Source organism: Subtercola sp. YIM 133946 (assembly GCF_036553535.1).
In the GTDB taxonomy this organism is placed as follows: domain Bacteria; phylum Actinomycetota; class Actinomycetes; order Actinomycetales; family Microbacteriaceae; genus Subtercola.
The window spans coordinates 1-12,475 of record NZ_JAZHPE010000047.1 but is presented as its reverse complement, the minus strand read 5'-3'; the positions used below and the strand labels follow the sequence as shown (position 1 = coordinate 12,475).

The following is a 12,475-nucleotide window of genomic DNA, read 5'->3' as shown; positions in this document are numbered from 1 at the left end:
GAGCAGCCTCACGGGCCGCAAAGGGTCACTCTGTGCAGAACGTCGGGTTCACGTGGATGTGAGGGAGGCGACGCACACGAGGCGAGCGCAATGCCCCTATTCGTCGAGTGCGAGTTCCTTCGGCAGCTCGAAGTCCTTCGACGACAGCTCCTCGATGTTCACGTCTTTGAACGTCAGCACGCGAACAGACTTCACGAACCGGTCTGAGCGGTACACATCCCACACCCACACGTCGCTCATGGTGAGTTCGAAGTAGAAGTCGTGCTCTGTATCGCGGCGCACGAGGTCGACATCGTTGGCCAGATAGAACCGGCGCTCGGTCTCGATCACGTACTTGAACTGCGAAACGACATCGCGGTATTCGCGGTAGAGGGCCAGCTCGACCTCGCGGTCGTAGTCCTCGAACTCATCTTCTTCCATGGTTCGACAAGTCTATGCCCGGCGGCGACGACAGGTTCAGCCCTGCTCGAGCTCCACGAGCATCCGCTCGCTCTTCAGCCAGGTGAGCCGGTGATGCGCACTGGGGCCGAGCAGGTCGAGCGCCTCGAAGTGCGCCGACGACGAGTAACCCTTGTTGCTGGCCCAGCCGTAGCCCGGCACCTGGGCGTCGAGGTCGATCATCAGCCGGTCGCGGTGCACCTTCGCGACGACCGAGGCTGCGGCGACCGAGGCGCAGTCACGATCGGCCTTGATGCGGGTCGTCACGCGGTATGACGGCCCCTCGCTACCACCAGCCGCGGCGTACGGCGGCGGCACGGCCGACGGGGCAGCCGATGCGGAGACCGGGAGCGGCGACACGGCCGACGGGGCCGGCGGGGCAGCCGACGCGGAGACCGGCAGCGGTGGCACGGCCGGCGCGGCAGCCGACGCCGGCACCCCAGCGACCGGAAGGTGCCGGCTCAGGTAGTCGTAGTTGCCGTCGAGCACGAGAACCGCCCCCGAGACATCCACCCCGGCCTCGAGCAGCAACGCGAACGCGCGCGCCCCCGCCAGCCCCAGGCACACCATGATGCCCAGCTCGTCGACCTCGTTCGCGCTCGCCAGCCCGACAGCGGATGCCCGGGCCCACGCAGCCGCAAGCGGCGCAAGCTGCTCCCGCCGCGGCTCGGCCAGCAGTTTCGAGTCGCGAAGCCCTACCGGGAACCGCCCCGGGCGCACCGGATCGATGACGCACATCCCCACCGCGACCGGCCCGGCGAGAGCACCACGGCCGACCTCGTCGACCCCGATCACGAGACGCGCACCCTGGCGCCCGAGCGCCCGCTCGTGTTTCAGGGTCGGGTCACTGACCGGGGTCATCCCGAACCGCCCGGTGGGCCCGGGGCCGCGTCTTTGGCGGCCCGGAAGACGGCGGAGTAGTTGTCGAGAAAGGTCCAGCGGCTGGAGGGCCACGTGATCCAGAGTGCGCGGCCGACGACGTCGCTGATCGGCACGAAGCCGCCGCCCGGCTTGTCTTGGTTGTAGCGCGAGTCGGCCGAGTTGTACCGGTTGTCACCCATCACCCACAGCGAGCCTGCGGGCACCGTGACGTCGAAGTCGACCTCCGACACCTTCGTCACCCCGTCGGGCAGGGTGATGTACGGCTCGCTCAGCGGCACGTCGTTCACGGTCATCTGCCCGAGCGCGTTGCAGCACGTCACGTGGTCGCCCGGCAGCCCGATGACCCGCTTGATGAGGTGGTCGTTGCTGTCGGTCGCGGCGAGGCCGACGGCGTCGAGCATCCAGTTCACCGCGGTGACGACGGGCGTGGTCGGCGCGTCGACGTGCGGGGGCAGCCAGCCACCCGGGTCTTTGAACACCACGACGTCGCCACGCGCGATGGGGATGACGTTCGGCTCGAGCTCGTTGACCAGGATGCGGTCGTTGATCTGCAGCGTGTTCTCCATCGACCCCGACGGAATGTAGAACGAGCGCACCAGAAACGTCTTGATGAGCACAGAGGCGAGCAGCGCCACCACGAAGATGATGACGATGTCGCGAAAGAAGAGGGCCGCGCTGCGCGATCGGCGCCCCCCACGACGACCGCCGCGTGGCCGCGTCGGCACCGATGTTTCTGTCATTGAGTTGTCTCTGGTTCGCTGAACGTCACTGGGCCCTCGACCCATTTTATGGGGAAGGCGCTCAGATGATCAGACACGACGCTGCCTGCCATGGGCATTTTCACAGCCGCAGCAGCGAATCGACACGCCTCGCCGCGGCGGCCCTGACGAACGAAAGGCCGGGCACCCTCAGGATGCCCGGCCTTCACGATCTGCGCGAGATGGAACGTTCGCGCGAAGCCGACGTGCGAATCGCGTAAAACCTACGCGTCGCGCTTCTCTTTGATCTTGGCCTTCTTGCCACGAAGCGAACGCAGGTAGTACAGCTTGGCACGGCGCACGTCGCCGCGGGTCACGACCTCGATGTGGTCGATGATCGGGGAGTGCACCGGGAAGGTACGCTCGACGCCGACCTGGAAGCTGACCTTGCGAACGCAGAAGGTCTCGCGAACGCCCTCGCCCGAACGGCCGATGACGATTCCCTGAAAGACCTGCACACGCGAGCGAGTACCTTCGATGATGTTGACGTGAACGCGAACAGTGTCACCGGCGCGGAAGTCGGGAACGTCGCTGCGCAGCGAAGCCGCGTCGAGTTCGTCAAGAATGTGCATGATGTATCGCTCTCTGCAACCGCCACAGGTCGACTACGGGTAAGTAGAAAAAAGGAGTGTGTGCACACTCGTAACTGCAGAACTCCCCTGTGGCAGAGCCTGGCGGTGGCACAATCGACAATTCTGCCACGAACCGACCCCTTAAAGCAAAGGCGGGCGGATGCTCGGCGCTACTCCTGGTGGATGCGAGCCGTGTCGATCACGATGTATTCGTGCTCGTCGACGATCGGCCCCCGGGGCGCGGCACCCACGCCGGGGCCTGAGGGCGCCGGAGCACCCATCTGCGCCATGTACTGGAACGAGTCGTACACGCCCTGCACCCGACGACGGGTCTCACGGGCGAGCTCGACGATCGACACCCAGAATGCGGCGAGGCCCAGCACGACGACGGCCACCGCGAGGATGGTCGTCGCAGGAGTGAGAAACCCGACTGCGATGATGGCGGCGTGCCAGGCGATCGCCAGTGCGGCATCCGGCCACGACAGCGCACGCTCGGCTCGAACCTGCTTGCGCGTGAAGTTCAGCATGCCCACGCCGGCCAGGGAGAGCGCCAGAACGCCGCACGAGAGCAGCACCAGCAGGAACTGCCAGGCCGAGCCGCCGAAGACCGACCAGCCGATCAGAACCCACAGCGGAAGCACGACGAAGGCGGCTGGCTGCCAGTAGTAGAGAGCTCGACGAACGAACATCTCTCAAGGTTACGGCGGGTAACGTAGGTTGCGCCCGTCGGCACCGAAAAACACAGTCAAATCAAAGGGAATCGCAGTGATCGAGCTCAGAACCCCCGCCGAAATCGAGAAGTTGCGCACCGCCGGCATCTTCGTGGGCGAGGTGCTGACCGAGCTCGCCGCCCGAGCCGCGGTGGGCGTCAATCTGCTGAAGCTCGACGCCATCGCGCACGAGATGATCCGGGCCCGCGGGGCCGAGTCGTGCTACATCGACTACCACCCGTCGTTCGGCGCAAGTCCGTTCGGCAAGGTGCTGTGCACCTCGGTCAACGACGCCGTGCTGCACGGTCTACCCCACGACTACCGCCTGCGCGACGGCGACATGCTCACGCTCGACTTCGCCGCGTCTGTCGACGGCTGGGTCTCCGACAGCGCCGTGACGGTCATCGTCGGCACTCCCCGGCCTGAGGATGCCCGGCTCATCGACACCACGACGAGAGCCCTCGACGCGGGCATCGCCGCCGCCCAGCCCGGCGGCAGGGTCGGCGACATCTCGGCCGCCATCGCTGCGGTCGCCCTGGCCGACGGCTACACGATCAACACGGATTTCGGCGGCCACGGCGTCGGACGCACCATGCACGGCGACCCGCACGTTCCGAACAACGGGCGGGCGGGCCGCGGTGTGCACCTCGACCCGGGCCTCGTCATCGCGATCGAGCCCTGGTTCCTCGAGACCACCGACAAGCTCGTCACCGACCGCGACGGCTGGACCCTGCGCAGCGCCGACGGCTCACGCGGCGCCCACGCCGAGCACACCATCGCGATCACGGCCGATGGCCCGCGCATCCTGAGCGCCCGCGCCTAGCTCGAGGAGCTGACGAAGCTCCTCTCCGCTGTTCACCCGTGGCGGCTTGGTCTCTGCCTGCGTCGGGTCACTTCACGACGAGGTCGAGCACCGCCTTTGAGAACGCGCCCGCGATGTTCTTCGCCAGAACAAGGACCTGGTACGTGCCAGCGGGCGCAGTCGTCTTTCCGACGATCGTGCCTGTCGAGGCATCCCACGACAAACCGGCCGGCAGATGCCCGACGCCGACGATGGGTAGTGGGTTTCCGGTCACCCGCACCTTTGCTGCATACCACTCGAACTGCGACGCCGGTGGGAGTGACGTCGTGACGATCACCGGCGGATCACTCGTCACTACGAGGGTGTACGTGTTGAGTGTCGACAGGGCTCCCTCGGCGACGATCTGCACGGTGTAGGAACCTGCCGGCGCCTTCGGGATGCCCGACACGACGCCGGAGTACTCGTCCATCGTCAGGCCAGCAGGCAGGCCACCCGCGTCGAAGCGGGGCGCCGGCCATCCCGTCGCCGTCACCTGGAACGAATAGGGAACTCCCTGCATCGCGGGCGGAGGCGCGTCGGAGGTGATGACGGGCGCGGTCGGGATGTACGCCTCGGCGGCGGTCGGCGTCACGGCGCTCAACCCGGCGGTGAGGCCTGCGGCGAGCGCGAGCGCTGGGACGAGCATCCTGAACGCCCGAGGTGTCGAAGTTCGGGCCGGTGAGGTTCTCGCCCTGCTCGATCGTGCGGCGCTCGATCGTGCTGCGGTCTGAAGTGACTGGTCTCTGGTCTGGGTGAGCTGCGTGCTGGTTTCGAGCGGTGTCATCTGCTGTCTCTCGCGTTCAAGCCCGATTGGGTGCTCGGGCAGAATGGTTCCCACCTGAAGAGAGTCGACCAGGCCCTGTCTGTTACGCGAGTTCGGCGAAATGCCGGCCGAGCGGCTACGCGGGCGGCAGCAGGTCGGGCCGCACGCGGCGGGTTCGCTCGAGCTGGGCCGCGTGGCGCCACGCCGCGATGGCACCGTGGTTTCCGCCCATCAGCACCGGCGGCACGGCGAGCCCGCGCCACTCGGCCGGCTTCGTGTAGCTCGGGTACTCGAGCAGGCCGTCTTCGTGCGACTCCTCGACGAGGCTCTCGGGGTTGCCGATCACGCCCGGAATCAGCCGCCCGATCGCCTCGATCATCGCCATCACGGCAACCTCCCCGCCGTTGAGAACGTAGTCGCCGAGGCTCACCAGGCGAACGGATGCCCGGCTGCCGGCATACTCGAACACCCGCTGGTCGATGCCCTCGTACCGTCCGCAGCCGAACACCAGGTGCTCGGCCCCGCTCAGCTCCCGCGCCATCGCCTGCGTGAAGACCTCGCCCGCGGGCGACGGGAAGATCACGATCGGCCCACCCTCGACGGGTTCGGCGGGCGGGGCATCCACGGTCAGAACGTCGACCACCGGGGCATCCACCTCGAGCACGGCGTCGAGCGCCTCCCCCCACGGCTCGGGCTTCATCACCATGCCGGCCCCGCCCCCGTACGGTTTGTCGTCGACCGTGCGGTGCCGGTCGTGCGTGAAGGCCCGCAGGTCGTGCACGTTCACGTCGAGAATGCCGTCTTCACGCGCGCGGCCCAACAGCGACACATCGAGCGCCCCGAAGTACTCGGGAAAGATCGTCACGATGTCGATGCGCATGCCAAAACCCTATCCCGCGCCTTCGACGTCACGTTCGGCGGCCCTCCGCCGAACCTCGGTGGAATGCGTCGAGGTCGGGTTCAGCGCCGCCCGATTGCGATCGCGTCGCTGCCTTGCGCTCCAGCGATGCTCGTTTCTCTGCACCGCCGCCCGGATCAGCCGTTCGACGCGGGCCCACTCATGCATCACCTGGCCGTACGTCAGCCGGATGACCAGATACTCGCGCTCGTGCAGCACGAGATCACGCCGCCGGTCATCGTAGAACGCCGATTCGTTCGTGTGCCATCTCAGGGCGATCACGTCGCGGTGCTTCTGCGCGAACGAGGCGGCCACCCGGTCGAGGCGCCAACGGGTTGTCGCGTTCAGGTTGAGCGCAGAATCGAAGGCGGCGACCGCGTCGTCTCGGGGCTGGCAGTCGACGAGATGCATCAACGCCAGCTCGACCGGATCCGTGGCGCCTTCGAGGGGAATACCGAGGCCGTCGGGCACTCGGTGCAGAGCGACGGCATCGCTGGGGTCGATGGGGCGACCCCAGTCATCCGGAGACGACAGATGGCTCGTGTGACGACCCAGCGATACGTGGATGCGTCGATCGTCGTAGCACCAGACTCCGAGGTGCCGCAGGAGGGAGACACCACACGTAAGGCGGCCGCCGACGCGAACCGCGCGAACGATCTGCGGTGGAGCGGAGGGAAGGGCGACCCAGCCCTGCCGTACCCGAGTCACCGTGCCGCGTGAGACGGCGCGCCGGGCATCGACGGCAGAGAAGCCGAGGGCTGTCAGCTGCGCGTGACTGACGACCCCGCCGGCCCGTGCGACGGCGTCTTCGAAGGTCATCGGTACAGGATCGCGCAGCCGCGATGCCCGGCCGGCCGGAGCGTCGCCATCTGTGGAGAAGGAAATCGTGCTGTGGAAAAGGGAATCGGCGGCACCGAGCCGACCATCGGTAAAATGAGTCGAGGTATGGCCGAACGCCGCCGATTCGTGGTGCGGATGACCGCGCGAACCTACTCCGAACGGACTTCGTCTGCCTCAGCGGCGGATGACACGATCGCCTGCCCCGACGTCTCGGCAGCAGCCTCACCGACGGGGCCGGACGCTTCATCGTCGTCAGGAGCGGCGTCGGCGTCAGACGCCGGCAGCTCCTCGAACAGCCCCGGCGGCGGCGTCACCGTGATGGTGCCCGCCTCGATGTCGACGGCCGGCACGATGGCCTTCACGAAGGGTACGAGCACCTCGCCCGACACGGTCGCCACGTGCAGCAGGTCTTGGGCGGGCAGATGGTCGATCTGGGTCATCGTTCCGATACGAACGCCGTCGCGAATCACCGCGAGACCGACCAGTTGATGGTCGAACCAGGCGTCTTCCTCGTCGGTCTTCTCGTCGAGGTCATGGTCGATCCAGAGGATGGCCTTGGCCAGCGTCTCGGCCGCCGACCGGTCGGGCACACCGACGAAGAAGCCGACCGGATGCCCGTTGTACCAGCGCAGCTCGGCCAGCTCGAGGGTCTTGCCGTGCCACGGCGACGACGTCGGCACTTGCAGCGTGAACACCGCGCCCGGAACGAAACGTCGCCCCGGGTCGTCGGTGAACAGCTCGAGCTTCATCGCACCCTTCAGCCCGTGGGCTTTCGTGAGGCGACCTACTCTGAGTTGGGTGTCGTTCTTAGAAATCGGTATCAACCACGTCGACACGAACGCGCTTGCCGTCGGCGAGCGCTGCAACGAGGGTGCGCAGGGCTTTCGCCGTGCGGCCCGAACGACCGATCACGCGGCCGAGGTCGTCGGGGTTCACACGAACCTCGAGAACCTCGCCGCGTGGTGAGTTCTTTGCCACGACGTGCACATCGGCAGGATGATCGACGATCCCCTTCACGAGGTGCTCGAGCGAAGATGCGAGCAAGACTTACGCCTCGGTCGAAGCGGCGTCGTCGGCCGGGGCGTCTGAGGCCTCGTCGGCGGGCGCGGCGACGGGAGCTGCGGGAGCCGCAGCCTTCGGGCGCAGCACGGGCTTCTTCTTTTCGTCGGCGACGAAGGCGGCCTTCGGCTCCTTGACGCGAACGGTCGACACGGCGTCGGGGTCACCCTTGAACTTGCCCCAGTCGCCGGTGAGCTTGAGGATGGCCTCGACCTGCTCGGTGGGCTGAGCGCCGACCGACAGCCAGTACTGGGCACGGTCAGACTTGACCTCGATGAACGAGGGCTCTTCGGTCGGGTGGTACTTGCCGATCTCCTCGATGACACGACCGTCGCGCTTGGTGCGCGAGTCGGCCACGACGATGCGGTAGTAAGGAGCGCGGATCTTGCCCAGGCGCTTCAAACGGATTTTTACAGACACAATTCTCCTGAATAATTTGTGGGGGCGAACTGCCTGCCGTGAGCGTGGGGATGCACACTCGGCCAAGAATAAGTTCTAAGGTTCTGCTCTCCGCCTGATTAGAGGGTCGGGCGGGCACAGACTCGACTGACCATTCTGTCAGATTTTCGGCCCGCACAGTAATCCCGGGAGCATTTCGTCTCGGTTTTTCCAGATTCGATGACAAGGTTGATCCATGGAGATCTCCTTCGCCAGCTCTGACCGCTCCACTCTCGGCATCGAATGGGAGATCGCCCTCGTCGACCAGCAGACGGGCGACCTCGTGTCGGTCGCTACAGAGGTGCTCGACGCCCTGCGCCAGCACGACGGCTCCGAGCATCCGCAGATCACCGGCGAACTGCTGCTGAACACCGTGGAGTTGGTCACCCGGGTGCACGAGACGGTTCCGGATGCCGTCGCCGACCTCCTGGCGCAGCTCGACGAGGTGCGCGCCATCACCGACCCCCTCGATGTCGAGCTGATGTGCGCCGGAACCCACCCCTTCGCCCAGTGGTTCGACCAGCAGGTCACCGACAAGGAGCGCTACCACCGCCTCGTCGATCGCACCCAGTGGTGGGGCCGCAACATGCTCATCTGGGGCATCCACGTGCACGTCGGAATCGAGTCGCGCGACAAGGTACTGCCCCTGCTGAACGGCCTGCTCACCTACTACCCGCACCTGCAGGCGCTGAGCGCGTCGAGCCCGTACTGGGGCGGGGTCAACACGGGGTACGCCTCGAACCGCGCGCTGATGTTCCAGCAGCTGCCCACGGCGGGGCTGCCGTACCAGTTCACCGAGTGGAGCGAATACGAGTCGTATGTGGCCGACATGACCACCACGGGCATCATCGACGACTTCACCGAGGTCAGGTGGGACATCCGGCCCTCGCCGAAGTGGGGCACCGTCGAGATGCGCGCCTGCGACGGTCTGTCGAGTCCGCAGGAGATCGGGGCCGTCGCGGCGCTCATCCAGTGCCTCGTCGAGCACATGTCGTCTGAGCTCGATGCGGGCCGCGACCTGGTGACGCTGCAGCCGTGGTTCGCCCGCGAGAACAAGTGGCGGGCGGCCAGATACGGGCTCGACGCCGAGATCATTTTGAACTCGGCGGGAGACGAACGCCTGGTCACCGACGAGATCCGCGATCTGCTGGTGCTGCTTGCTCCGGTTGCTTCGCGACTCGGATGCTCGGCGGAACTCGAGCAGGTCAACCTCATTCTCGAGCACGGCGCCAGCTACCAACGCCAGCTGCGGGTGGCGGCCGACAACGGCGGCAGCCTGCACGCCGTCGTCTCGTCGCTGACCCACGAACTGCGCCACGGACTGGCCGCTCCGCGCCCCTGACGCGGGGCCGTCGAGGGTGGGTTGGCTGGGTGCGGCTGGTCAGTCGAGGTGGGCCAGCTTCGGCCAGAGGGTCGACCACGGCTCGACCGGGCCGCGGCAGATCGAGATGGGGTCGCCCTGCTCCTCATTGTCGACGCCCTCACCGTTGTCGAGGTGCGCCACCGTCTCGCAGGAGGCGAAGAAGTTTCCGAGCGTTCGCACCTGGGAGCCGACGACGATGACGGTGCTGGTGTCGGCCGGGGGTGGCCCTGAGCGGATGAGGGCGTTGTGTGCGCTGTAGAGGGGCGGAAGGTCGGCCGAGCCGTAACGTTCGAGAGCGCCGGCTTCGCCGTAGTTGCTGGCGAGCACGATCGTCGAACCCGAGGCGGCACTACCGTCGGCGGTGGCACCGGCCGCTGAGCGCGCTACCGCCTCCACCTCGGCGACATACTGCGGCCAGCCGAGCTGGTCGGCGGCCACCTGGTCGATGGCCGGAATCGGCGTCGCCCCGACCACCGCCGCGGGAATCACCGGCAGGGAGATCACCACGCTCACCACCGAGTTCAGCACCACCGCTGTGTAGACGAGTCGGCGCCGCGCCGTCGACCGGGCGGCGAACTCGGCTACCGGAACGCAGCCGATCGCGAACAGCGACGCCAGCAGGCCGTAGGAGTAGTACGACTGAGTCGCTCCGATGAACATGAACAGCAGCACGAGCGCGAACGCCAGCACGAGAAACCGCAAGGATCGCCACTGGGGCCGCCGCAGCAGCGACACCAGCGCCGCCACCCAGAACGGCACCAGCAGCGGCCCGAGCATCAGCGCCAGGAACGGCCACATCATCACCCGCACCGACGCGCCGTTGTGCACGCTGAGCGCCTGCCCCATCGTCAGCTGCGGCAGGCCGTTCTGAAGCTGGTACAGCAGGTTCGGAAAGCCGATCACGACGATCGCGCCGAGGCCTGCGTAGAGCCAGGGGGAACGGAAGATCCACCTCGGGCCGAGGGCGGCCAGCGCCAGGGCGATCGCGGCGAGCAGCATGACGACCAGCAGTTTGTTGTAGGTGCTCAGGCCGACGATCACACCGGCCACGAGCATCCACTGCCCCTGTCGTCGCATGACCGTGCGGATGACCAGCAGCACCACCGCGGGCCACACCAGCAGATCGGCGCTCGCCGGCAGCATCACATGCCCGAAGCTGAGGGTGAACGACCCGAACGCGTACCCCCACGCGGCCAGGCCCTGGGCGAGGTGGCTGCCGCCGACCTCCCGTGCGATGAGGGCGACGACGAACACCGAAGCGACCGCGAAGGCGATGGCGGGAATGCGGATGGCCCACGGCTCGTCGACGCCCCCCGCCAGCAGCCGCACGAGCGCCGGTGTCAGAGGCGGTTGGTCGATGTAGCCCCACGCGGGCGGCAGCATGCGGAAGTACAGCTCGTCGCGATGGAACCCGTACAGGTTCGCGGTCGCCGCCAGCACCACGAGCAGCGCGCCGGCCGCCCCCACCACGGGCCCGCGCGCGAACGCCGCGAGGCGCCGCTCCCCCGGCCCCGCGGATGCCCGGCCGCCGTCTTTGGCACCCGTGGCAGACCCGCGCCTGGCACCCGGCGCGGCCGCGGCCGGTACACGGGCCCCGGTGTCGACACCCTTCTCAGCCCCCGCCATGCTCGACGATAACGCCCGGCGGCCCCGACGTGCCAGAGCCTGCCGGGCCGGATTCGCGCCCGGGCGGCGCGCGCACATCAGGACATAGGGGGCGATGGCGGGCGCGGCTGGGGCTGGGCGCGGCTCGGAGCGGGCGCGGCCCGGGGCGGACGCGGCTCCGGGGCGCGGCCTCAGCGCGCCGCGTCAGCGGGCGTTGACCTCGTCGCGCCAGGCGAGCAGGTCGGCCACGGGGGCGGTGTCGAGGCCCGGTCCCGTGATGCCGAGGGTGAAGAGGGTCGCGCCGAGGGCGAGCTGCGCCTCGCGCGAGGCGACATCGCCGTCGCCGCCGGCACCGGTGCGGGCGTTGGTTCCGGTCGAGATCTCGATCTCGTCGAAGTCGCGGCCGATGGCCTCGCAGTGTGCGCGCAGAATGCCGAGCTTGCGCTCCAGCGTCTCGGTGTCGGCGAAGCTGTGCCAGATGTCGGCGTGGGTGGCGACGATGCGCAGCGTCTTCTTCTCGCCGCCACCGCCGATCAGCACGGGGATCTTGCGCGTCGGCGCCGGGTTCAGCTTCGACCAGCGCGACTCGATGCGGGGCAGGGCCTCGGCCAGGGCATCCAGTCGCTGGCCGACGGTGCCGAACTCGTAGCCGTACTCGTCGTAGTCGCGTTCGAACCAGCCCGAACCGATGCCGAACACGAGGCGGCCCTCGGCGCCGTTCTTGGCGCTGATGTGGTCGACGGTGCGGGCCATGTCGGCGAGCAGGTCGGGGTTGCGGTAGGTGTTGCAGGTGACCAGTGGGCCGAACTGGATGCTCGTGGTCTGCTCGGCCCAGGCGGCGAGCATGCTCCAGCCCTCGAAGTGCAGGCCCTCGGGGTCGCCGCTGAGGGGAAAAAAGTGGTCCCAGTTGAAGGCGATGTCGACGCCGAGCTCTTCGAGCGTGGCGAGGGTGTCGCGAATCTCTGCGTAGCTGGAGTGCTGGGGAGCGATCTGAACGCCGATACGAACGGGGCGGGTGGCAGCTGAGGTCATGCTTCGAGCCTACGCCCGGGCTCCGGATGCTCGTGTCGCGGCCGCGCGCATCCGCCGGTTGAGTAGCGGCGCAGCCGCGTATCGACACCCCAGCCGAAGCGACGGTTTCGATACGGCCCTCCGGGCCTACTCAACCAGCGGGGGCAGGTAGCGGCGCAGCCGCGTATCGAACCCCCAGCCGAAGCGCCGGTTTCGATACGGCCCTCCGGGCCTACTCAACCAGCGAGGGCAGCTAGCGGCGCAGGAACTTCTGCAGCGACTCGAGCTCCTGCTCTG

16 protein-coding genes are annotated in these 12,475 nt (G+C 67.7%); 3 read left to right on the top strand and 13 right to left on the bottom strand.

Features of this window, described 5'->3' with window-relative positions; translation table 11 throughout:
• Positions 1–96 precede the first annotated feature (96 nt).
• Genes V3W46_RS16250 through lepB form a run of 3 tightly spaced genes read right to left on the bottom strand, consistent with a single transcriptional unit; the run spans position 97 to position 2,060 of the window.
• Positions 97–420, bottom strand: coding sequence for a DUF2469 domain-containing protein (locus tag V3W46_RS16250; protein ID WP_104244363.1), 324 nt, complete (start codon positions 418–420; stop codon positions 97–99).
• 36 nt (positions 421–456) lie between these two features.
• Positions 457–1,299, bottom strand: coding sequence for a ribonuclease HII (locus V3W46_RS16245; RefSeq protein WP_331784186.1), 843 nt, complete (start codon positions 1,297–1,299; stop codon positions 457–459).
• On the bottom strand, positions 1,296–2,060 hold the full coding sequence (gene lepB / locus V3W46_RS16240; protein WP_331784185.1) for a signal peptidase I: 765 nt from the start codon (positions 2,058–2,060) through the stop codon (positions 1,296–1,298). Before lepB ends, V3W46_RS16245 begins: the two co-directional genes overlap by 4 nt.
• A 65-nt stretch (positions 2,061–2,125) precedes the next feature.
• Between lepB and V3W46_RS16235 the strand changes: the two genes are divergently transcribed.
• Positions 2,126–2,299 carry a hypothetical protein gene (locus V3W46_RS16235; protein ID WP_331784184.1) on the top strand — a complete coding sequence of 58 codons (174 nt, stop codon included), beginning with the start codon at positions 2,126–2,128 and terminating at the stop codon, positions 2,297–2,299.
• A gap of 3 nt (positions 2,300–2,302) precedes the next feature.
• On the opposite strand, the gene rplS is transcribed toward V3W46_RS16235, so the two are convergent.
• Both rplS and V3W46_RS16225 read right to left on the bottom strand, forming a co-directional pair.
• Positions 2,303–2,650: a 50S ribosomal protein L19 gene (gene rplS, locus V3W46_RS16230; protein ID WP_331784183.1), complete on the bottom strand. Its 348-nt coding sequence runs from the start codon at positions 2,648–2,650 to the stop codon at positions 2,303–2,305.
• 170 nt (positions 2,651–2,820) lie between these two features.
• Complete coding sequence (locus V3W46_RS16225; RefSeq protein WP_331784182.1) at positions 2,821–3,339, bottom strand: MFS transporter; 519 nt, start codon at positions 3,337–3,339, stop codon at positions 2,821–2,823.
• 76 nt (positions 3,340–3,415) lie between these two features.
• Here V3W46_RS16225 and map point away from each other — a divergent pair, with 76 nt between their 5' ends.
• Complete coding sequence (map, locus tag V3W46_RS16220; RefSeq protein WP_331784181.1) at positions 3,416–4,183, top strand: type I methionyl aminopeptidase; 768 nt, start codon at positions 3,416–3,418, stop codon at positions 4,181–4,183.
• 67 nt (positions 4,184–4,250) lie between these two features.
• Here the strand turns inward: map and V3W46_RS16215 are convergent, their stop codons facing one another.
• The 6 genes from V3W46_RS16215 to rpsP form a co-directional block, all read right to left on the bottom strand.
• Positions 4,251–4,847, bottom strand: a complete 597-nt coding sequence (locus V3W46_RS16215) for an Ig domain-containing protein (RefSeq protein WP_331784180.1) — start codon at positions 4,845–4,847, stop codon at positions 4,251–4,253.
• 253 nt (positions 4,848–5,100) lie between these two features.
• Entirely contained in the window at positions 5,101–5,844 is a 744-nt protein-coding gene (trmD, locus tag V3W46_RS16210; RefSeq protein ID WP_331784179.1) for a tRNA (guanosine(37)-N1)-methyltransferase TrmD, read from the bottom strand.
• Positions 5,845–5,853: 9 nt separating this feature from the next.
• Positions 5,854–6,681 (bottom strand): hypothetical protein, encoded by an 828-nt coding sequence (locus V3W46_RS16205; protein ID WP_331784178.1) that lies wholly within the window; start codon positions 6,679–6,681, stop codon positions 5,854–5,856.
• Positions 6,682–6,851: 170 nt separating this feature from the next.
• Complete coding sequence (gene rimM / locus V3W46_RS16200) at positions 6,852–7,538, bottom strand: ribosome maturation factor RimM (RefSeq protein ID WP_331784177.1); 687 nt, start codon at positions 7,536–7,538, stop codon at positions 6,852–6,854.
• Complete coding sequence (locus V3W46_RS16195; protein WP_331784176.1) at positions 7,510–7,746, bottom strand: RNA-binding protein; 237 nt, start codon at positions 7,744–7,746, stop codon at positions 7,510–7,512. The genes rimM and V3W46_RS16195 overlap by 29 nt, the downstream gene beginning before the upstream one ends.
• Before the next feature lie 3 nt (positions 7,747–7,749).
• On the bottom strand, positions 7,750–8,181 hold the full coding sequence (gene rpsP / locus V3W46_RS16190) for a 30S ribosomal protein S16 (RefSeq protein WP_331784175.1): 432 nt from the start codon (positions 8,179–8,181) through the stop codon (positions 7,750–7,752).
• 214 nt (positions 8,182–8,395) lie between these two features.
• Here rpsP and V3W46_RS16185 point away from each other — a divergent pair, with 214 nt between their 5' ends.
• Positions 8,396–9,541 (top strand): glutamate--cysteine ligase, encoded by a 1,146-nt coding sequence (locus V3W46_RS16185; RefSeq protein ID WP_331784174.1) that lies wholly within the window; start codon positions 8,396–8,398, stop codon positions 9,539–9,541.
• Between the two features lie 39 nt (positions 9,542–9,580).
• Here the strand turns inward: V3W46_RS16185 and V3W46_RS16180 are convergent, their stop codons facing one another.
• Positions 9,581–11,188: a glycosyltransferase family 39 protein gene (locus V3W46_RS16180; RefSeq protein WP_331784173.1), complete on the bottom strand. Its 1,608-nt coding sequence runs from the start codon at positions 11,186–11,188 to the stop codon at positions 9,581–9,583.
• Positions 11,189–11,371: 183 nt separating this feature from the next.
• Entirely contained in the window at positions 11,372–12,199 is an 828-nt protein-coding gene (locus V3W46_RS16175) for an LLM class F420-dependent oxidoreductase (protein ID WP_331784172.1), read from the bottom strand.
• Positions 12,200–12,475: the final 276 nt, after the last annotated feature.

Coding starts and splice junctions, on each gene's coding strand:
- V3W46_RS16245 (WP_331784186.1), bottom strand. CDS start 1,299: ATGACCCCGGTCAGTGACCCGACCCTGAAACACGAGCGGGCGCTCGGG.
- V3W46_RS16180 (WP_331784173.1), bottom strand. CDS start 11,188: ATGGCGGGGGCTGAGAAGGGTGTCGACACCGGGGCCCGTGTACCGGCC.
- V3W46_RS16235 (WP_331784184.1), top strand. CDS start 2,126: ATGATCAGACACGACGCTGCCTGCCATGGGCATTTTCACAGCCGCAGC.
- V3W46_RS16215 (WP_331784180.1), bottom strand. CDS start 4,847: ATGCTCGTCCCAGCGCTCGCGCTCGCCGCAGGCCTCACCGCCGGGTTG.
- V3W46_RS16205 (WP_331784178.1), bottom strand. CDS start 6,681: ATGACCTTCGAAGACGCCGTCGCACGGGCCGGCGGGGTCGTCAGTCAC.
- V3W46_RS16225 (WP_331784182.1), bottom strand. CDS start 3,339: ATGTTCGTTCGTCGAGCTCTCTACTACTGGCAGCCAGCCGCCTTCGTC.
- rplS (WP_331784183.1), bottom strand. CDS start 2,650: ATGCACATTCTTGACGAACTCGACGCGGCTTCGCTGCGCAGCGACGTT.
- trmD (WP_331784179.1), bottom strand. CDS start 5,844: ATGCGCATCGACATCGTGACGATCTTTCCCGAGTACTTCGGGGCGCTC.
- V3W46_RS16185 (WP_331784174.1), top strand. CDS start 8,396: ATGGAGATCTCCTTCGCCAGCTCTGACCGCTCCACTCTCGGCATCGAA.
- lepB (WP_331784185.1), bottom strand. CDS start 2,060: ATGACAGAAACATCGGTGCCGACGCGGCCACGCGGCGGTCGTCGTGGG.
- V3W46_RS16250 (WP_104244363.1), bottom strand. CDS start 420: ATGGAAGAAGATGAGTTCGAGGACTACGACCGCGAGGTCGAGCTGGCC.
- V3W46_RS16175 (WP_331784172.1), bottom strand. CDS start 12,199: ATGACCTCAGCTGCCACCCGCCCCGTTCGTATCGGCGTTCAGATCGCT.